The sequence below is a fragment of the Pseudodonghicola sp. genome, from assembly GCF_048268305.1.
GTDB lineage: Bacteria > Pseudomonadota > Alphaproteobacteria > Rhodobacterales > Rhodobacteraceae > Pseudodonghicola.
In genome coordinates this window covers 53,399-72,818 of the sequence record NZ_JBLWVT010000010.1, presented here as the reverse complement: position 1 = coordinate 72,818, position 19,420 = coordinate 53,399, and the positions used below count along the sequence as shown (strand labels likewise).

Below are 19,420 nucleotides of genomic sequence, written 5' to 3'. Positions count from 1 at the left end.
AGGATAGGGGGGCTGTCCTGGTGGGGCGTCGGGTCATCCCTTCGCGCGGCTGCGCGTCTTGGCCTGGATTGCTAGGGTGCTGACAGGGAGACCGGCGGATCGCAGCTTGTCGGTGTCCCCTGCGGTCCCGATCCCAAGCGAGCGCCGCAGATTAGCAGAGGTCGATCGCTCCGGGCCCGGGAACCGGAGACGACGACCTCACGCCCGGTTCGGGGCCGATGTGCCCAAGTTGAACCCTTACCCGTGTAACGGCGCCGGACCGGGCGAATTTCTCAGTATCTGTCGGGAAGGAGGACGAGGCGTGCCCGTCGGGCCGGTCTGCGACCGGCCCCGGCGCGTTTTGCCACGCCGGGGCCAGCCTTTGTCAGTGCTGGTCTTCGGGGCCGTGCTTGACCCGGAAGACCGCGCAATAGAGCGCCGGAGCGAACAGCAGGGTGATCAGCGTGCCGGCGATGATACCACCCATCATCGCATAGGCCATCGGCCCCCAGAACACCTGCCGCGAGATCGGGATCAGCGCCAGCGAGGCCGCCGCCGCCGTCAGCAGGATCGGCCGCGCCCGGCTGTCCGAGGCCTCGAACACCGCGTCCCAGCGCGAGCGGCCCTTCTCGATCAGCACCTGGATTTCCTCCACCAGGATGATCGAGTTTCGGATCAGGATGCCGACCAGCGCCAGCACGCCCAGGATCGCCACGAAGCCCAGCGGCGCGCCCGAGGGCACCAGCGCCGCGACCACCCCGATCAACCCCAGGGGCGCCACCGCCAGCACGATGAACATCAGCCGGAAGCTCTGCATCTGGATCATCACCAGCGACAGCATGATCAGCAGCATCAGCGGCACCACCGCAGCGATCGGCTCCTGGCTTTCCGAACTCGATTCGGCGACCCCGGCGGTGACGATCTTGTAGCCGGCGGGCAGGGTGGCGGCGAAGGCCTCCACCTCGGGCGCCAGGGCGGCCACCAGGGTCGGCGGCTGATCCTTGGTCAACACCGCGGCCTTGACGGTGATCGTCGGCAGCCGGTCGCGCTGGTGGATCACCGGCGGTTCATTTTCCCACTCCAGCCGGGCGAAGGCGGTCAGCGGCACCGGGGTGCCGTCAGAACCGCTGAGCTGCAGCGATTCCAGCGCCGCGACCGAGGCGCGATCGGTCGCACTGCCGCGGGCGATCACGTCGATCAGGGTCTGGCCGTCGCGCAGTTCGGTGATGCTGCTGCCGCTGTAGAGCATGGCCAGCGCCTGGGCGACATCGGTCTGGGTCAGGCTGAGCTTGCGCAGCCGCTCCTGATCCAGCACCACCCGGGCCACCCGGACCGGTTCGCCCTCGTCGAGGGTGATATTGCCAAGCCGCTCGTCCTGCGAGATCAACGCCGCCAGCGTGCGCGATTGATCCAGCACGACCGAGCGATCCGGCCCCGAGACGCGATACTGCACCGGCTTGCCGACCGGCGGCCCCAGTTCGATCAGCTTGGGATAGATGTCGATCCCCGGCCGATCCGCCGCATAGGCGTTGATCGCGTCGCGCAGGGCGTTCCGCTCGGCGATCCCTTTGGACATGATCACGATCTGGCCCATGTAGGGCGCCGGCGTCGGCGCATCGAGCGACAGCAGGAAGCGCGGCGCCGACCGGCCGACATAGGTCGACCAGAAGTCCACCTCGGGCCGCCCGGCCAGCCAATGGTCCAGATCGGTCATGGCGAGGTTGGTGGCCTCGATGCTGCTGTTCTGGCGCAGGTTGATGTCGACCAGCAGCTCAGGCCGGTCGGAGGCCGGGAAGAACTGCTGTTCGACAAAGCGCATGCTCCAGATCGACAGGCCGAAAAGCGCCATGGTGATCACGATGGTCAGCCATTTCGCCCGCATCGCGGCGCGCAGCACCAGGTGAAAGCCACGCCGCAGCCGGCCGGCCTTGACCTCGTGATGCTTCCACTTCGCCGGCAGGAAGGTCGCCCCCAAGAGCGGCGCGAACAGTACCGCGACGATCCAGGACAGGATCAGCGAGATGGCGATCACGTAGAACAGCGAAATGGTATATTCCCCCGCCTGGGAGGAGTTCAGTCCGATCGGGATGAAGCCCGCCACGGTCACCAGCGTGCCCGACAGCATCGGGAAGGCGATCGAGGTCCAGGCATAGGAGGCCGCCTTGGTCAGGCTCTCGCCCATTTCCAGCCGCGAGATCATCGTCTCGATCGAGATCATGGCGTCATCGACCAGCAGCCCCAGGGCGATGATCAGCGCGCCCAGCGAAATCCGCTGCAGCGTCACCCCCATGATTTCCAGGATCACGAAGGTCATCGCCAGCACCAGCGGGATCGCCATACTGACCACCAGCCCGGCCCGCAGCCCCAGTGACACGAAGCTGACCGCCAGAACGATCACCACCGCCTCGATCAGGGCGCGCAGGAAGTGATCGACCGATTCCTCGACCACCTTGGGCTGGTCGGCGACCTTGTGCAGCTCGATGCCCAGGGGCAGGTCTCGGGCGACCTTTTCCATCATCCCGTCCAGTTCCTCGCCGAACTGCAGGATATTGGCGCCCTGGCGCATGCCGACGATCAGCGCCACCGCATTCTGGCCGTCATAGCGGAACAGGGCGCTGGGCGGATCGGCATAGCCGGCGGTGACGGTCGCCACGTCCGAGAGGGTGAAGAAGGTATCGCCGACCCTGAGCGGCGCATTGGCCAGCTCCTCGGCCGAGGCGAACCGGCCACTGACGCGCACGGCGATCTGCTCGTCCTCGGTCTGGATCACGCCCGAGGGCACGATGGCGTTCTGCGCCGCCAGCGTATCGAGCACCGAGGCGCGGTCGAGCCCCAGCGCCGCCAGTTTGCGAGTGGAGAATTCGACATGGACCTCGGGCGCCTGGGTGCCCACAAGCTCCACCTTGCCGGTGTCCTTCAAGGTGAGGATCGCCGACCGGACATCTTCGACCCTATCCTTGACCTCCTGCGGCGAGAAGCCGTCATAGGTGAAGGCATAGATGCTGCCGTAGACGTCGCCAAAGCCGTCGTTGAAGGCGAAGCCCGCGAATTCCGAGGGGAAATCGGATTTGATGTCGTTCATCATGTTGCGGATCTTCAGCCAGGTCTGGGTGACCTCCTGGCCGCGCACCTCGGGCTGCAACTCGACATAGACCACGGCGCTGCCCGGGAAGGTCTCCGACCGGGTGTATTTCAGGTTCGGCAGTTCCTGCAGCTTCTTCTCGATCCGGTCGGTGACCTGTTCACGGGTCTCCTCGGCGGTGGCGCCGGGCAGAAAGGCGTTGACCACCATCACCTTGATGGTGAAGGAGGGATCCTCCTCGCGGCCGAGGTTCATATAGGAAAACGTTCCCGCGATCAGCGAGACGATGATCATGAACCAGACCAGAGAGCGATGCTTCAGCGCCCAGTCGGAGAGGTTGAACCCCTTCATTCTTCGATCCTCTTTCCAAGGGTCTGGCCGGCCTGAACCGAGTGGATGCCGCGGATCAGCACCTCGTCCCCGGCGGTGAGGCCCGCGGTAACAATGACACGGCCGCCAAGGTCGGCGCCCAGGGTGACCGGAACGGATTCGGCGGTCCGGTTCGGGCCGACGCGCCAGACCGTCGGGCCCGTGGCCCCTTCGAACAATGCGCTTTTCGAAACGGTGAGCATGGGGGCGGTCGGCACGTCGAGCGTGGCGGTGACCAGCGACCCCAGCCGCAGGCTCGGGGCGTCGCCCTCGATGGTGATGCGCAGCCGGTGGCTGCGGGTCGAGCTGTCGGCGACCGGTTCGATCAGCCGCAACTTGCCGGGCACCGGCGGGCCGTTCGGACTGCGCGCGTGGATCGAGAAGCGGGCGTTCGGCTGCAGGAGCGCCAAGACCTCGGTCGGCACGTCAATCACCGCCTCGCGCCCGGCCTCGGTGGCCAGGGTCAGAACCGGGGTGCCCTGCGACACGGTGGTGCCGGGGTCGGCCTCGACCTTGATCACCACGCCGTCGGCGGGCGCGCGCAGGGTGCCATAGCGTTCGGCATCCTCGGCGCTGCTGAGCTCGGCCTCGGCGGCGCGCACGCTGGCGGCGGTGGCGTCGCGCTGGGCGGTGGCGGATTCAAGCTGCGCGGTCGAGGCGACGCCGCGGCGGCTCAGCTCTTCGGCGCGGGCCAGGCTTTGGGCTGCCAGCTCTGCCTCCGCCTGCGCGGCCTTGAGGGCAGCCTCGGCGCTGGTCACGTCCTCGGCCAGGGTGATCTGGTCGAGCGTCGCCAGCACCTCTCCGGCCTTGACCACATCGCCCAGCTCTGCCGGGCGGGTGGCGATCCGTCCCGAGGTCTGGAACGCCAGGGTGGTCTCCACCGTCGCCTTGATCACACCGGGAAAGCTGCGCAGGCGGGTGGCCTCGCTGGCGACGATCTCGGTCACCACCGGGCGGGCGGTCGCGGTCGCGGCAACCTCCTCGGCCGCACCGGCAGAGGGCAGGTTCAGCCCCACCAGCGCCAGCGACAGTGCCGTGGTGACAAACCATCTGCGGGTCATTCGGTCTCTCCTGACGGGAGCGAGCGCACGACGCGCCCGGGATAGAGCAGATTCGACCCGGCGGTGGCGACGACGGTGCCGTCTGCCAGGCCGCTCTGCAGCTCGATGGTCGAAGAGGTATAGGTTAGGATCGTCACCGGCTGCAGGCTGGCCGTGTGGCTGTCCGGGTCGATCACCCAGACGGCTGGCGCCCTGTCCTTGACCGCCAGCGCCGACCACGGCAGGCTGATCGAGACCGCATCGGCGATTTCGAAGGTGGAGGAAACCGCGACGCCAAGCCCCGGCTGTGTTTCGCTGTCGTCGAGCTTGGCCTTCAGTTCGACCGTTCCGGTGTTCTCGTCGGCCAGGGGCGACACTTCCGAGACGGTGGCGCCAAAGACACGCTCGGGCCCGTCGAGGGTGCGCAACTGCAGCTTTTGCCCCATGAAACCGTCGATCTCAGGCAGGTCGGGGATATAGAACACCGCTTCGCGCAGGCCGTCGCGGGCCAGGGTCAGGACCTGCTGGGCGGCGCTGACGACCTGACCGGGTTCGGCCGAACGGTCGGTGACGATACCGGCGGCCGGGGCGTGGATGATCGTGTCCCTGACTGCCTGGCGGGCCTTGGAGAGCGTCGCCTCGGCCTGATCGCGCGACGAGATCGCGGCCAGCAGCGTCTGATTGGCGGCGTCCAGATCGGCGCGGGTTCCGGCGCCGCGTTCGGCCAGACCCTTGGCCCGGTCATAGGCCAGTTGGGCCTGGTTGAGCGAGGCGATGGCGGCGGCAAGCTGCGCCTCGGCGGAGCGCTCGGAGGCCTCGGCCTGGGTCGGGTCGACTGTGGCGAGGATTTCGCCCGCATCGACGTGATCGCCGACCTGCACGTTGATCGCGATCACCCGGCCGCCGCTGCGGAAGCTGACCGGCACATTCTCGGTCGCCTCGATGGTGCCGGAGATTTCGAACTTGAGGACCAGCGGGGCGGCGTGGGCAGTGGCGGTTTCGATGGGCAGCGGCTGTTCGGCGCCGGCCGGCGGCGTCATGAGGACAAGCCCCATGCCCAGCCACAGCGCCAGAGGCAGCGCGGTCATTCGGTTCATGGGTGTCTCCCGCGGTTGGCGGCGGACGAATCCGACCTTCTGAAATTATCTTTCACAGTAGCATTCCGGTTCGGGGGGAGCAGCCTTTCGGGTCCGCTCGGCACTCATTTTACGTCGCAGCCTCCGGTACCCTACGGTCGGTACCGCAGGTTCGACTGACACAGCAGGCTGTCTTCGGGCAGCTCCATCGGCGCCACCTCGCGGTCGGCAAGCCGCCAGGCCTCGTCGGCGGGAACACCGAGACCGCGCATCAGTGCCGCGACCATGTGCCGGCTTTGCAGATCGTCGCCCGAGCCCTCGATGCTGTGCGCGATGCAGAACAGCACCCCGCCCGAGATCAGATCGAGCGACACCTCGAGCGGCATCGGGCAGAAACGGCCCTGATCGGTGGCGTCGCGAATGTGATCGGGCAGATAGTCCAGCAGCAGCGACCGCGGCCCGACACTGGCCATCCCGGCAGAGCGGGTGAAATGGGCGAACAGCGGATAGGCGAGCGCGGTCTCGATGAACAGCCGCACCCCGAGCGCCAGCCGCTCGGCCGGATCGCTCAGCCCGGCCACCCGGTCGAGAACCTGGGTCAGCAGTTCTTTTCCCAGTTCCTCGTTGGCGGCGACCATCAGGTCGCGGTTCGACTTGAAGTATTTGTAGAAGGTGCCGCGTGACACGCCGGCGGTCGAGATCACATCGTCGATCACCGAGGCGTCGACGCCCTTTTCGGCGAAAACGAGCATGGCGCTTTCCAGCAGCCGCCGGCGCATGGTCTCGCGTCGGCGGGCGGCGGTGCGGGTGCGATGGTCCTCCGCCGGGATCATGGTCGCGTCGGGTTCGGGCAGGGCATCCGTATAGCACAAAGTGGCCGGATGCCGGAAGGTGTCGGGCATGGAGACGTCAGATCTGGAGTTGTTGCTTGTTTCATCGCGACGAATGCGTCATGGTGACAATAGTGTCAATATGGATTACTCGAGGGGATGGCGCGTCTTGCAGGTTTGTCGGTTTGATGGGCAGTTCGGTACTCTGTGACGTGCGGTTCGGAGTGGCAATCCAAGACCTTTTCCTATTGTTTTCACTTTCATTTAAAACGCATGTTCGAAAGTGGCCGCCAAGGATCGACTTTGCTGGAAGAGGCGCGTTACCATGGCGAAAAGCACGGGGGGAGCAGCCGAGCTCTCATCGGGATGAGGCAGTGTTTGATGGTAGCTTGTCGGATGTCGAGGTTGCTTTGCCCACTGTCTTTTGCCCGGTTGCGGCACGGGCGAGCGCTTGGTCCTGAGCCGTCCAGCGGCGGAAGGCCGCACTGTCCCCGTCCCCCTTTTGGCACATGATCCCTGCGCGACCCGCATGAAGGAAAATCCCACATGGCACGAATGACTTTCAGCCGCATTCTCGGCATCGCTCTTCTGGGGGGCGCACTGGTGTTTCAGGCGGTGCCGCTCCGGGCGGAATCGAGCTTTGAGAAGCTGCTGCATCGCTTCGGCGGCAAGGACCGCTATGACAATATCGCCAGCTCGAACGGTCGGCTCGAGGCGCAGAGCGTCGATGTCGCCACCAAATACGCCGGCCGGCTGACCGAGGTGATCGCCCATGAGGGCGATATCGTCGAGGCCGGCGCGGTCATGGCGCGGATCGACGATCGCGACACGCAGGCGCAGCTCAACGCCGCCAAGGCGACGGTGCTGCGCGCGCGGGCGTCTAAGCAGATCGCCGAGGCGGCGGTGATGCAGGCCGAAAGTGCGCTGTCGGTGGCGCAGACCAATTACAAGCGGATCAGCCAGTTGAACGCTGACGGCCATGCCGCCGACAGCGTGCTGGACGATGCCACCAATACGCTGAAGGCGGCAGAGGCGTCGCTTGCCTCGGCCAAGGCCCAGATTGCCGACGCTGATGCCATGATCGCCGCCAGCGAGGCAGATGTGGAGCGGCTGAACGTCTCGCTCGACGATTTGACGATCCGGGCGCCGCTGAAGGGGCGGGTGCTCTATCGTCTGCATGAGCCGGGCGAGGTGGTGGCCGCGGGCAGCTCGATCTTCACCATGCTGGACCTCACGCAGGTCTATATGAACATCTATCTGACCGCGCCGGTGGTCGGGCCGCTGGCGGTGAATGACGAGGCGCGGCTGATCCTTGATCCGGTGCCGGAGTATGTGATCCCGGCCCGGGTCACCTTCATCGCGCCGGAATCGCAGTTCACCCCCAAGGCGGTCGAGACGCAGGAGGAGCGTGAAGAGCTGGTGTTCCGCGTCAAATTGACGATTCCGCGTGAACTGCTGGAGAAATTCGAAGATCAGGTGAAGGTCGGCGTGCGGGGGCTGGGCTTTGTCCGCACCGATCCCGAGGCCCCGTGGCCTGCCGATCTTCAGATCAAGCTGCCCAAGTAAGGCACCGGGATGAGTGCTGACACCCCCCGCGCTGGAGCCGCCGGCTCCTGGATCGCCGAACTGTCGGGCGTCACCCATCGGTATGGCGCGGTCCATGCGCTCAGTGATGTGACGCTGAAGGTGCCTGCGGGTTGCATGGCCGGGCTGATCGGGCCGGATGGGGTGGGCAAATCCACCCTGCTGGCGTTGATCGCCGGGGTGCGGCGGTTGCAGGCGGGCCATATCCAGGTGCTGGGCCAGGATATCGCCAATTCTGCTGCCCGGCGCGCGAATGCCCCGCAGGTTGCCTATATGCCGCAGGGGCTGGGGCGAAACCTGTCGCAGACCCTGACGGTGCGCGAGAACCTCGATTTCTTCGGCCGCCTCTTCGGCCAAAAGGCCGAGGAGCGCGCCGCGCGGATCGAGATGCTGCTCGAGGCCACTGGCCTCGCGCCCTTCCCGGATCGGCCGGCCGGCAAGCTGTCGGGCGGGATGAAGCAGAAGCTGAGCCTTTGTTCGGCGCTGATCCATGACCCCGATCTGTTGATCCTGGACGAGCCCACCACCGGGGTGGACCCGCTGTCGCGCCGTCAGTTCTGGGAACTGATCGACACCCTGCGCGCGCGGATGCCGAACATGAGCGTGATCGTCGCCACCGCCTATATGGAGGAGGCCGAGCGCTTCAACTGGCTCGCCGCGATGAACGACGGCAAGGTGATCGCCTCGGGCAGCCCGGCCGAGTTGCGCAGCCAGACCGGCGCCGCGACGCTGGAGCAGGCCTTTGTCAGCCTGTTGCCGCCGGAGGATCGGGGCGAGGATCAAGGCCCGGTGGTGCTGCCGCCGCGCCCTGCCGACGGCGATGGCCTGCCGGCGATCGAGGCGCGCAACCTGACCAAGCGGTTCGGCAAGTTCACCGCCGTGGATAACGTCAGCTTCGTGATTCCCGAAGGCGAGATCTTCGGCTTTCTCGGCTCGAACGGCTGCGGCAAGTCGACCACGATGAAGATGATGACCGGGCTGCTCGACCCCACCGAGGGGGAGACCCGGCTGTTCGGCGAACCGCTGCGCGCCTCGGACATGAAAAGCCGGCTGCGCATCGGCTATATGTCACAGAGCTTCTCGCTCTATACCGAACTGACGGTGACGCAGAACCTTGAGCTGCATGCGGAGCTTTACGAAATTCCGCCGCAGCGCCGTGCCGCCCGGGTGGCCGCGGTGCTGGAGGAATTCGAGCTGACAGAGGTCGCCCAATCGATGCCCGAGAGCCTGCCGCTGGGGATCCGGCAGCGGCTGCAACTTGCGGTGGCGACCATTCACGAGCCGCGCATCCTGATCCTCGATGAACCCACCTCGGGGGTGGATCCGGTGGCGCGGGATGCCTTCTGGCGGGCGCTGATCAGGATGTCGCGGGACCGCGGCGTGACGATCTTCATCTCGACCCACTTCATGAACGAGGCAGAGCGCTGCGACCGCATTTCGCTGATGCATGCCGGTCGGGTGCTGGAGGTCGGCGCGCCGGCCGAGATCGTCGAGAGGCGCGGCAAGGCGACGCTGGAAGAGGCCTTTATCGACTGTCTTCAGGCCGAGCAGCCGGAGGAGGCGGTCAGCGCACCGGCCGATCTGTCGGCCTATGACCGGGAGCGCAGCGGGCAGGGCGCGCTGGCCCGGTCGGCAACGCGGCTCTGGGCCTATTGCTGGCGCGAGACGCTGGAGCTGTTGCGCGACCCGATCCGCCTGTTCTTCGCGATCGTCGGGCCGCTGATCCTGATGCTGACCATGGGCTATGGCATTTCCTTCGACGTCGACAAGCTGAGCTTTGCCGTCTTCGATCAGGACCGCACGCCGGAAAGCCGGCTGCTGGCCGAACAGTTCACCTCGATCAAGCAGTTCAGCGAAAGGCCCGAGATCATGGCGCCCGCCGATCTCGACCGGCGGATGAGCACGGGAGAGATCGCCATCGCGCTCGACATTCCCGATGGCTTCGGTCGCAAGCTGCGCCAGGGGCAGAACCCCGAGGTGCTGCTCTGGGTCGATGGCGCCATGCCGTTCCGCGCCCAGACCGCGCGCAGCTATGCGCTGGGGCTGTTGAACCAGTTCTCGGACGAGGTGAAGGCCGAGCTTGGCACCAGCGGCACCGTCTCGGTCGATATCGAGACGCGCTATCTGTTCAACCAGGCGTTCAAGAGTGCCAACGCCATGGTGCCGTCGATGATGATGCTGATCCTGATGCTGATCCCGGCGATCATGTCGGCGATCAGCGTCGTGCGCGAGAAGGAGACCGGCACCATCGCCAACTTCCGCTCGACCCCGGTGACGCGGCCCGAGTTTCTGGTCGGCAAGCAATTGCCCTATATCGTCATCGCCTGGGGCAGTTTCTGGATGCTGACGGCGATGGGGCGCTGGGTCTTCGGCGTGCCCTTCACCGGCAGCCTGCCGGTGCTGGCGGCGATTTCGCTGATCTATGTCTGCGCCAGCACCGGCTTTGGCCAATTGATATCGTCTTTCACCCGCACCCAGGTTTCGGCGGTCTTCGCGACGGCGGTGATCGCGATCATCCCCACGGTGAACTTCTCCGGGCTGATCGTGCCGGTCTCCTCGCTGCAATGGGGCGGGCGGATGCTGGGGCTGTCGTTCCCCGGGGCCTGGTATCAGCCGGCCAGCGTCGGGTCGTTCGTCAAGGGCTTCGGCTGGTCCGATCTGACGGTCAACGCGCTGGTGATCGCGGGCTTTGCCCTGCTCTATCTGGCGCTCGCGGTTCTCGCCACCCGCAAGCAGGAGGCCTGAACGATGCTGCAATCCTTCCTCAATACGATGCGCCTGACGGTGAAGGAGCTGCGCGCGATCCGCGGCGACAAGATCATGCTGGTGCTGATCTTCTATGTCTTCACCGTGGCGACCTGGATGGTGTCGGATGCCGGTTCGACCGAGATCAGGGATCTTTCCGTCGCGGTGGTGGACGAGGATCACAGCCCGCTGTCGCGCCGGCTGATCGAGGCGATCCGGCCGCCGTTGTTCACCAGCCCGGCCGTGATCACCCCGCAACGCGCGGCCGAGGCGCAGACCAATGGCGACTATGTGCTGGTGGTCTCGATCCCGCCGAAGTTCGAATACGACCTGCGCTCAGGCAAGGACGTGTCGCTGATGCTGCTGATCGACGCCACGGCGGTGGCCCAGGCGGGCAATGGGGCGGCCTATATGCAGCAGCTCCTGGCCGATGAGATCACCAAGTTCTTCTATCCGTCGGCGACCAGCGCGTCGCTGGTCGATGTGGTGATGCGCAACCGCTTCAATCCGAACCTCACCTCGAAATGGTTCACCTCGGTGATGCAGTTGATGAACTCGGTCACCATCCTGACGCTGATCCTTGCCGGCTCCTCGCTGATCCGGGAGCGCGAGCATGGCACCATCGAACATGTGCTGGTGATGCCGGTGCGCCCGCATGAGATCGTGTTTTCCAAGATCCTCGCAACCGGCATCGTCATTCTCGCCTCCTCGGTGGCGAGCCTGTTCTTCGTGGTGCAATGGGGCATGGGGGTGCCGGTGGCGGGCTCGCCGCTGCTCTATGTCTGCGGCGCGGCGATCTATGTCATCTCGGTGGGCAGCCTGGGTCTGTTGCTGGCAAGCTTCACCCAGAACATGGGCCAGTTCGGCCTGCTGGTGATCCCGGTGATCATCGTGATGTTCCTGCTGTCGGGCGGCATCACCCCGATGGAATCGATGCCCGCCTGGCTGAGATTGACGATGAAGATCATCAGCCCCTCACCGCATTACGTGGAATTCGCGCAGTCGGTGCTTTATCGCGGCAGTGGATTTTCCCTGGTGGCGGGCAGCATGGCGGCAATGGCGGGGATGGGGGTGGTGTTCCTGGTCGTGGTGATCGCGCGGTTCCGCAAGGTGCTGGCGAACTGATCTTGGCTCATCTTTGGGGGCGGGCAGGTGGCGCCTTGCCCCCGTCGCGCCAGGGAGCGCGGGGTCGGCATGTTCTTCGATTGCCGAAACGGGCGTGAGATCCTATTCAGTCCCGACGCTTGCGCGGCATTCAGTTTTGCATTGCGGAAAGGAAGGGCTGGCTCATGACAGATTTGACGACGGGGAGCTGCCTGTGCGGCGCGGTCGAGTTTCAGATTTCGGGTGACTTCGAGAAGTTCTTCCTGTGTCACTGCTCGAGGTGTCGCAAGGCCACCGGATCGGCCCATGCGGCCAATCTGTTCTCCTCCACGGCAACCCTCACCTGGCTGTCGGGGGAGGACCGGATCAAGACCTTCAAGGTCGCCGGGACACGATTTGAAAAGAGCTTCTGCATGGAATGCGGCTCCGCTCTGCCAGGGGTTCGGGACAATGGCGCTGGCATGATGGTGCCCGCCGGATCGCTCGACAGCAGTGTGAGCATCCGGCCGAACGCGCATATCTTCTGCGAGAGCCGCGCGGATTGGGACGACCATCTGGAACGGGTGCAACAGCTGGACTGCCGCCCGGGCTAGGGGGCCCTTCGGGGGCGGGGGTGACCCGCCGCCCCGGCGCTCAGGCCTCCAGCAACCCCATCTGCCGCACCGCCAGATCGCGCAGGATCTCCTCAGACCCGCCGCCGATCGCCATCACCTTGATCTCGCGCCAGACCCGTTCCACCGGGTTGCCGCGCAGATAGGCCGCCCCGCCGAAGATCTGCATCGCCTCGGAGGCCACGAATTCCAGCGCCTTGGTGGCCTGCACCTTGGCCTTGCAGATCTCGGCCACCGGCATATCCCCCTGCGTCATGCTCCAGCAGATGCGTTCCAGATAGGCCTCGGTCAGGTCGACCCGGGCAGAGATTTCGGCGAACTTATGGGCGATCACCTGATGCTCGATCAGCCGCTTGCCGAAGGTCCGCCGCTCCCGCGCCCAATCGAGCGCGGAGGTGAAGCAAAGCCGCATCATGCCGAGGCAACCCGCCGTCATCCCCAGCCGTTCATAGTTGAAATTGCCCATGATGGCGATGAAGCCCTTGTTTTCCGGGCCGATCAGCGCCTCGGCCGGCAATTCGCAATCATCGAAATAGAGCGTCGCCTGATCCGAGCAATGCCAGCCCATCTTGTCGCCGATCGAGGCGCGGGTGAAGCCGGGCGCATCCGCCGGCACCAGAAACAACGAGATACCGGCAAGCCCCGGGCCACCGGTGCGGGCGCCGACGACGAACCAGTCGGCCTCCATCCCGCCGGTGATGAAGGTCTTGCAGCCGTTCAACACCCAGCCCTTGCCGCGCCGCTCCGCCCGGGTCTGCAGGTTGGCCACATCCGACCCGCCGCCCGGTTCGGTGATCGCCAGCGCCGAGCCGATGCGGCCGGCAACGATCTCGGGCAGAACCTCGCGCTTGAAGGCCTCGGGGGCAAACCGCACCATCGGCCCGACCGAGATCACCCGGCCGCCCACCGCCGCCGCGAAGCCCGAGGCGCCGCAGCCCGAGGAAATCTCGCCATAATCGCAGCGCAGGAAAGGGTCGTCGAAGCCGAGCCCGCCATATTCCTCGGGCACGCCGAAGCCGAAGACGCCAAGCGCACCCAGCTTTTCGTGGATGTCGTGGGGCACATGGCGGTCCGCCTCCCAGGCCTCGACATTGGGGCGGACTTCGGCGGCGAAGAACCGCTCCAGATTGGCGCGGAACTCGGCGCGTTCCGGGGTCATGAAAGGGGAATTCAGGGTCACGTCGCGATCTCCTCCATCTCGCGGGGTGAAGTCATTTGTCCGGGGGCAGGGGGTGCAGCTCGGCCTCCATCATCCGGGCGAAGCGGTCGACCATCCGCGCCAGATAGGCGGGATCGCCGGTGAACTGTTCGTGCAGGATCAGCCCGCGCAGGAAGTTGCGGGTGATCGACCACAGAAGTTCGGCGTCCTCGGCATCCTCGCCGATGTAATTGCGGGTGATCGAGGCGCGGCTCTGTCGGTCCCAGTCGTGCAGCTGGTCCTCCAGCTGGGCATGCAGGGCGCGGTCGCTGCGACAAGCCACTAGGATTTCCACCATCGCCCGCCCGCCGGAGGAGTTCACCACCCGGTCCCAGGCCTGCAGGATCAGGTCGCGCACCGGCGTCGGCGCGGCCTGGGTCCGGCGCTGTTCCACCGGCTCCAGCGCATTGGCCAAAAGCTCCATCGCGGTGGCGGCGACCAGCGATTCCTTGCTGGGGAAATGGTGGGTGATGGCGCCGCGCGACAGGCCGGCCTGTTCCTGTACCCGGGCAAAGCTGGTCTCGGCATAGCCATGGCGATCCAGGCAGGCGATCGTCGCCTTGCAGATGCGCTTGCGCGTCGCCTCAGACCGCTGGTCCTGCCGGTTGGGGCTGTCTTTCTCCTGGGCCGGCATCGGCGGTTTCCCTTCGCGCAAATCCCCGGTTGACCGGGCCGTCTGGACTCACTTACAAACAGAACGTTCGGTCTGTAAAGTCCGAATTGGGAGGAGAGGCCGCGGGACGGCCACCACGGGGAGGAGAGGCTGATGGAGGATGTCCTGCGGATCGGCGGGGCCTGCGGGTTTTGGGGGGAGAGCCCGCAGGCCACCGCGCAATTGCTGGGGGTGCCGGGGCTCGACGCGCTGGTCTATGACTATCTGGCCGAAATCACCATGTCGATCCTGGCACGCGCCCGGCAGAAGGACGCGGCGCTTGGCTATGCCACCGATTTCGTCACCCAGGCGATGGCGCCCAACCTGGGGCGGATCGCCGAGGCCGGGGTGAAGATCCTGTCGAACGCCGGCGGGGTGAACCCGATGGCCTGCGCCGCCGCGCTCAGGGCCGAGATTGCCAAGGCCGGGCTGGCGCTGAAGGTCGCGGTGGTCGAGGGCGACGATCTGCTGCCGCGGATCGGCGAATATGCCGGCTGTCCCGAGATGTTCAGCGGCGCGCCGATGCCGGCAGCGGACAGGATCGTTTCGGCCAATGCCTATCTGGGTGCCGGGCCGGTGGCGGCGGCGCTGCGGGCGGGGGCGGATATCGTCATCACCGGGCGCTGCGCCGACAGCGCGCTGACGCTGGCAGCGGCAATGGCCTGGTTCGGCTGGGGGCCGGAGGAGGTCGACCTGCTGGCGGCCGGATCGCTTGCCGGGCATCTGATCGAATGCGGCCCGCAGGCGAGCGGCGGCAATTTCACCGACTGGCGGCAGGCCGGCGATATCGCCCGGATCGGCTATCCGGTGGTGGAGATGACGCGCGACGGCAGTTTCACCCTGACCAAGCCCGTGGGCACTACCGGCCTTGTTACCCCCGCGACGGTGGGGGAGCAGATGCTTTATGAAATCGGCGATCCGCGCGCCTATCTGCTGCCCGATGTCACCTGCGATTTCTCCGGTGTGGAGCTGGTGCAGGACGCGCCGGATCGGGTGCGCGTCACCGGCGCCAAGGGGCGGGCACCCAGCGGGCGGCTCAAGGTCTCGGTCACCTGGCAGGATGGTTGGCGCGGCGGGCATGTGTTGTTCTTCAACGGGATGGAGGCCGAGGCGAAGGCGCGCGCCTATGCGGGTGCGGTGCTGGAGCGGGTCGGCGGCATGCTTGGCAAGATGGGCGCAGCCGATTTCCGCGAGACGCTGGTCGAGACCTTCGGCGGCCGGTCGGGCGAGGGGGAGTATCAGGAGATCGCGCTGAAGCTGGCCGTGCGCCATGACGATCCGCGCGCCGTGGGTCTCTTCCTGCGCGAGGCGGTGGGGATGGGTCTGGCGACGCCGCCGGGGCTGCATTTCTTCACCGGGGCGGGGCGGCCGAAACCCTCGCCGGTGGTGGCGCTGTTCTCCTTCCTCGTCGATGCTGCAGACTTGGGTATTCAGGTGACGCTGGAGGGGGCGCCGGTGCCCTTCACCCCGGCGCGTCCGCCGGTGATCCCTGACGTCTTGCCGGTGATGCCTGAGCCTGCAGTACCCGATCCGATGGATCAACAGATGATCACGCGACCGTTGCTTGAGCTGGCCTGGGCGCGATCTGGCGACAAGGGCGATGCCTCCAACATCGGGGTGATCGCCCGCCATCCGGCCTATCTGCCCTGGATCTGGGCGGCGCTGACGCCGGAGCGGGTGGCCGAGGTCTTCGCGGCGGAAAACCGGGGGCGGATCGACCGGTTCTTCCTGCCCGGCACCGGGGCGATGAACATCCTGATGCACAATGCGCTTGGCGGTGGTGGCATCGCCAGCCTGCGCAACGACGCGCAGGGCAAGGGCTTCGCCCAAAAGCTGCTGGCCACGCCGGTGCGCCTGCCGGCGGGGCTGATCGTCAACGATGTCGCTTGAGGGGGAGGGGATGATGGAGCTGCCCGCATTCGACACGCTGGATCTGGAGCTGGCCGATCGCTGGCTCACCGTCTGGTTCAACGATCCGGCCCGGCGCAACCCGCTGACCGCCGCCCGCACGGCCGAGCTTTTGGCGCTGGCCGGCCATCTGGCCGACCGGCGTGATATCCGGGGCGTGGTCTTTCGCGGCCGCGGTGGGGTGTTCTCGGCCGGTGGCGATCTCAAGGCCTTTCAAGCCGCCTTTCAGGGCCAGGCCGATCGCGAGGCGGTGCGCCGCGCCAGTCTTGAGGGCGGTGCCATGTTCAACGCCCTGGCGCGGTTGCCGCAATTCACCGTGATGGTGATCGAGGGCGCCGCCATGGCCGGCGGGCTGGGGCTGGCCGCCACCGGCGATCTGGTGATCGCCGAGGCCGGCGCGCGATTCTCCCTGTCGGAAACCCGGATCGGTCTGACCCCGGCGCAGATCGCGCCGCATCTGGTGGCCCGGCTCGGCATGGTGGTGGCGCGGCGCCTGATGCTGACAGGCACGATGATGGATGCGCCCCGGGCGCAGGCGCTGGGGCTGGTCGACGAGGTGGTTGAGGGCGAAGCGGGGATCGCGGCGGCGCTGGTCCGCACCCGCGCCGATCTGGCCGCCGCCGCCCCCGGCGCGGTCGCCGCGATCAAGGCGCAGCTTGCGCTTTTGCCGGGACAGACGCCGGAAGAGCGTGCCACCTTCGCCGCCGACAGCTTCGCGGATCGCATGCTCTCGGCGGAGGGGCGCGAGGGGATCGCCGCGTTTTTCGAAAAGAGAAAGCCCGCCTGGGCCCAGGGAGAGGACGATTAGATGCAGCAGGTTCAGGATTTTCTGGCCGAAAGCGAAGCTTTGGCCGCGGTGCTGAAGGATGTGCCCGAGGCCGATTGGGTCCGTCCCACCCAGTTCAAGGGCTGGACGGTGAACGATGTGATCGTGCATCTGCTGTTCTGGAACCGGGCGGCGGATCTGTCGCTGACCGATCCCGACGGCTTCACCGCGCGGATTGGCGCCGCCTTTCCCCGGATGATGGCCGAGGGCATGCGCGCGGTGGAAAATGCCGCGATCCCGGAGCGGGGGCGGGCGCTTTATGACCTCTGGCGTGAGCAGTTCCGCGACATGGCCGTCCGCTGGGCCGACGTCGATCCCAAGCTGCGGTTGAAATGGGCGGGCCCCGACATGTCGGCCCGCTCCTCCATCACCGCGCGGCAGATGGAGACCTGGGCGCATGGGCAGGAGATCTTCGATCTGCTGGGGGTGGAACGGGAGGATCAGGATCGGATCGGCAATATCGTGATCCTCGGCGTCAATACCTTCGGCTGGTCGCACAGGGTGCAGGGGCTCGAGGTGCCGGATCATATGCCGCGCCTGCGACTGGTCGCGCCCTCTGGCGCGATCTGGGACTTCGGCGATCCGGAGGCCTCCGATCTGATCGAAGGCCCGGCGGTGGATTTCGCCCGAGTCGTCACCCAGACCCGCAACATCGGCGACACCGCCCTGGTGGTCTCCGGACCCGTGGCCAGCCGCTGGATGGCGACCGCACAATGTTTTGCGGGCGGGAAGGAGGCTCCGCCCGCCCCGGGCACGCGATTTACCGCGCAGTGATCTTGCGTTTCGCGCGCAGCGCGCCCTAGGATCGCGCTCGGAGGAGCAGGGAGGAGCTTTCCATGATCGAATTCGAACGCCCGTCGGAGGAGGGCCAAGCCCATGTGTCCGTCGTCGACATGGTGCGCGCCGCGGCGCGCGACAAGGCGCGGCAAGAGGCCGTGGTCTGCGGCGACACACGGCTGAGCTGGGGCCAGTTCGACGCAAGGGTGAACCGGGTGGCCAACGCGCTTTTGGCCCTTGGCCTGCAGAAGGGCGAGCCGGTGGCGGTGCTTTCACCCAATTCGGCGGAGTTTGCCGAGGTCTTCATGGGGGTGCTGCGGGCCGGGGGCTGCGTCACGCCGCTTTCCACCATGGCCTCACCTGCGGCGCTGGAAGGGATGCTGGCCGATTGCGGCGCCCGGTTCCTGTTCCTGGCCCATACCTATCGCGATCTGGCGGCGCAGGCGGTTGCGGCGCTGCCGTTGAAGGTGATCGCGCTGGATTTCGCGGCACCCGGCTGCGTCAGCTATGGCACCCTGCTGGACGGTGCGGGGACCGATGATCCGCTGGTGCCGATCGAGATGGGGGATCGGTTCAACCTGATCTATTCCTCTGGCACCACCGGCACGCCCAAGGGCATCCTGCACGACCACGGGCTGAGGGCGGCGCAGATGGATCGGATCGCCATCAGCGGCTACGATCAGGACGCCCGCACGCTGCTGTCGACGCCGCTCTATTCCAACACCACAATCGTCTCCTTCCTGCCGACGCTGGCGGGTGGGTCCACCGTGCATCTGATGGGCAAGTTCGACGCCCGCCGCTGGTTGGAGCTGGCCGAGGCCGAGCGGATCACCCACACCATGCTGGTGCCGGTGCAATACAAGCGGATCCTCGACATCCCCGAATTCGACGATTTCGACCTGAGCGAGTTGCGGGTGAAATGGTCGACCTCGGCGCCGCTGCGCCACGACGTCAAGCTGGATGCGCTGAACCGTTTCCCCGGCACTTTGACCGAGCTTTACGGGCTGACCGAGGGCGGCGGCGTCACCATGCTGCCGGCGCATGACCATCCCGACAAGCTGCACACCGTGGGCCGCCCGGCGCCGGGCAGCGATATCCGACTGATCGACGATCAGGGTCGCGAGGTTGCCCCGGGCGAGGTCGGCGAGATCGTCGGCCGGTCTCCCACCATGATGGTGGGCTATTTCGGGCGGGACGATCTGACCTCGGATTACCTGTGGCGCGACGATCAGGGGCGGGTCTATTTCCGCTCCGGCGACATGGGGCGGTTTGACGAGGACGGCTTTTTGATCCTGTCCGACCGCAAGAAGGACATGATCATCTCCGGCGGGCTGAACATCTTTGCCGACGATCTTGAGCGGGTGCTGCTGGACGATCCGGATGTGGTCGACGCGGCGGTGATCGGGGTGCCGTCGGAGCAATGGGGGGAGACGCCCCTGGGTCTGGTGGTGCTGCGTCCCGGCGCCCTGCGCGGGGCCGATGATATCCGCGCCCGCGCCAATGAGGTTCTGGGCAAGAGCCAGCGCCTCGCGGCCGTCGAGGTTCGCGATGAGCTGCCACGCAGCACCATCGGCAAGATCCTCAAGCGCGAATTGCGCGCGCCCTATTGGGAACCGCAACCGGCCTGAGGAGGGCAGAG

At 66.5% G+C, this 19,420-nt stretch carries 14 protein-coding genes; 8 read left to right on the top strand and 6 right to left on the bottom strand.

Going from position 1 to position 19,420, the window contains the following annotated elements; all coding sequences use genetic code 11:
* Positions 1-364: 364 nt before the first annotated feature.
* From ACN0V4_RS18460 to ACN0V4_RS18445, 4 genes are all read right to left on the bottom strand, one after another.
* Entirely contained in the window at positions 365-3,412 is a 3,048-nt protein-coding gene (locus ACN0V4_RS18460; RefSeq protein ID WP_417678830.1) for an efflux RND transporter permease subunit, read from the bottom strand.
* Entirely contained in the window at positions 3,409-4,491 is a 1,083-nt protein-coding gene (locus ACN0V4_RS18455) for an efflux RND transporter periplasmic adaptor subunit (protein ID WP_417678828.1), read from the bottom strand. Before ACN0V4_RS18455 ends, ACN0V4_RS18460 begins: the two co-directional genes overlap by 4 nt.
* Positions 4,488-5,567, bottom strand: coding sequence for an efflux RND transporter periplasmic adaptor subunit (locus tag ACN0V4_RS18450; protein ID WP_417678826.1), 1,080 nt, complete (start codon positions 5,565-5,567; stop codon positions 4,488-4,490). The genes ACN0V4_RS18455 and ACN0V4_RS18450 overlap by 4 nt, the downstream gene beginning before the upstream one ends.
* A 131-nt stretch (positions 5,568-5,698) precedes the next feature.
* Positions 5,699-6,448, bottom strand: a complete 750-nt coding sequence (locus tag ACN0V4_RS18445; RefSeq protein ID WP_417678824.1) for a TetR/AcrR family transcriptional regulator — start codon at positions 6,446-6,448, stop codon at positions 5,699-5,701.
* A gap of 474 nt (positions 6,449-6,922) precedes the next feature.
* On the opposite strand from ACN0V4_RS18445, the gene ACN0V4_RS18440 reads away from it, so the two are divergent.
* From ACN0V4_RS18440 to ACN0V4_RS18425, 4 genes are all read left to right on the top strand, one after another.
* A complete protein-coding gene (locus ACN0V4_RS18440; RefSeq protein ID WP_417678822.1) occupies positions 6,923-7,942 on the top strand; it encodes an HlyD family secretion protein in 1,020 nt (339 codons plus the stop codon).
* Between the two features lie 9 nt (positions 7,943-7,951).
* Complete coding sequence (rbbA, locus tag ACN0V4_RS18435; RefSeq protein WP_417678820.1) at positions 7,952-10,705, top strand: ribosome-associated ATPase/putative transporter RbbA; 2,754 nt, start codon at positions 7,952-7,954, stop codon at positions 10,703-10,705.
* 3 nt (positions 10,706-10,708) lie between these two features.
* Complete coding sequence (locus tag ACN0V4_RS18430; RefSeq protein WP_417678818.1) at positions 10,709-11,830, top strand: ABC transporter permease; 1,122 nt, start codon at positions 10,709-10,711, stop codon at positions 11,828-11,830.
* A 164-nt stretch (positions 11,831-11,994) separates the two neighbouring features.
* Positions 11,995-12,402: a GFA family protein gene (locus ACN0V4_RS18425; protein ID WP_417678816.1), complete on the top strand. Its 408-nt coding sequence runs from the start codon at positions 11,995-11,997 to the stop codon at positions 12,400-12,402.
* 40 nt (positions 12,403-12,442) lie between these two features.
* On the opposite strand, the gene ACN0V4_RS18420 is transcribed toward ACN0V4_RS18425, so the two are convergent.
* Together ACN0V4_RS18420 and ACN0V4_RS18415 are read right to left on the bottom strand one after the other, a co-directional pair.
* Positions 12,443-13,600 carry an acyl-CoA dehydrogenase family protein gene (locus ACN0V4_RS18420; protein ID WP_417678814.1) on the bottom strand — a complete coding sequence of 386 codons (1,158 nt, stop codon included), beginning with the start codon at positions 13,598-13,600 and terminating at the stop codon, positions 12,443-12,445.
* 31 nt (positions 13,601-13,631) lie between these two features.
* Positions 13,632-14,252 (bottom strand): TetR/AcrR family transcriptional regulator, encoded by a 621-nt coding sequence (locus tag ACN0V4_RS18415; protein WP_417678812.1) that lies wholly within the window; start codon positions 14,250-14,252, stop codon positions 13,632-13,634.
* A gap of 132 nt (positions 14,253-14,384) precedes the next feature.
* On the opposite strand from ACN0V4_RS18415, the gene ACN0V4_RS18410 reads away from it, so the two are divergent.
* The 4 genes from ACN0V4_RS18410 (at position 14,385) to ACN0V4_RS18395 (ending at position 19,409) form a co-directional block, all read left to right on the top strand.
* A complete protein-coding gene (locus ACN0V4_RS18410; RefSeq protein ID WP_417678810.1) occupies positions 14,385-16,160 on the top strand; it encodes an acyclic terpene utilization AtuA family protein in 1,776 nt (591 codons plus the stop codon).
* A gap of 13 nt (positions 16,161-16,173) precedes the next feature.
* Positions 16,174-16,986, top strand: a complete 813-nt coding sequence (locus ACN0V4_RS18405) for an enoyl-CoA hydratase/isomerase family protein (RefSeq protein ID WP_417678808.1) — start codon at positions 16,174-16,176, stop codon at positions 16,984-16,986.
* Positions 16,987-17,778: a TIGR03084 family metal-binding protein gene (locus ACN0V4_RS18400; RefSeq protein ID WP_417678806.1), complete on the top strand. Its 792-nt coding sequence runs from the start codon at positions 16,987-16,989 to the stop codon at positions 17,776-17,778.
* Positions 17,779-17,840: 62 nt separating this feature from the next.
* A complete protein-coding gene (locus tag ACN0V4_RS18395) occupies positions 17,841-19,409 on the top strand; it encodes a class I adenylate-forming enzyme family protein (RefSeq protein ID WP_417678805.1) in 1,569 nt (522 codons plus the stop codon).
* Positions 19,410-19,420 lie beyond the last annotated feature (11 nt).

Coding starts and splice junctions, on each gene's coding strand:
- ACN0V4_RS18440 (WP_417678822.1), top strand. CDS start 6,923: ATGGCACGAATGACTTTCAGCCGCATTCTCGGCATCGCTCTTCTGGGG.
- ACN0V4_RS18405 (WP_417678808.1), top strand. CDS start 16,174: ATGGAGCTGCCCGCATTCGACACGCTGGATCTGGAGCTGGCCGATCGC.
- ACN0V4_RS18445 (WP_417678824.1), bottom strand. CDS start 6,448: ATGCCCGACACCTTCCGGCATCCGGCCACTTTGTGCTATACGGATGCC.
- ACN0V4_RS18395 (WP_417678805.1), top strand. CDS start 17,841: ATGATCGAATTCGAACGCCCGTCGGAGGAGGGCCAAGCCCATGTGTCC.
- ACN0V4_RS18460 (WP_417678830.1), bottom strand. CDS start 3,412: ATGAAGGGGTTCAACCTCTCCGACTGGGCGCTGAAGCATCGCTCTCTG.
- rbbA (WP_417678820.1), top strand. CDS start 7,952: ATGAGTGCTGACACCCCCCGCGCTGGAGCCGCCGGCTCCTGGATCGCC.
- ACN0V4_RS18430 (WP_417678818.1), top strand. CDS start 10,709: ATGCTGCAATCCTTCCTCAATACGATGCGCCTGACGGTGAAGGAGCTG.
- ACN0V4_RS18455 (WP_417678828.1), bottom strand. CDS start 4,491: ATGACCCGCAGATGGTTTGTCACCACGGCACTGTCGCTGGCGCTGGTG.
- ACN0V4_RS18425 (WP_417678816.1), top strand. CDS start 11,995: ATGACAGATTTGACGACGGGGAGCTGCCTGTGCGGCGCGGTCGAGTTT.
- ACN0V4_RS18415 (WP_417678812.1), bottom strand. CDS start 14,252: ATGCCGGCCCAGGAGAAAGACAGCCCCAACCGGCAGGACCAGCGGTCT.
- ACN0V4_RS18450 (WP_417678826.1), bottom strand. CDS start 5,567: ATGAACCGAATGACCGCGCTGCCTCTGGCGCTGTGGCTGGGCATGGGG.
- ACN0V4_RS18400 (WP_417678806.1), top strand. CDS start 16,987: ATGCAGCAGGTTCAGGATTTTCTGGCCGAAAGCGAAGCTTTGGCCGCG.
- ACN0V4_RS18410 (WP_417678810.1), top strand. CDS start 14,385: ATGGAGGATGTCCTGCGGATCGGCGGGGCCTGCGGGTTTTGGGGGGAG.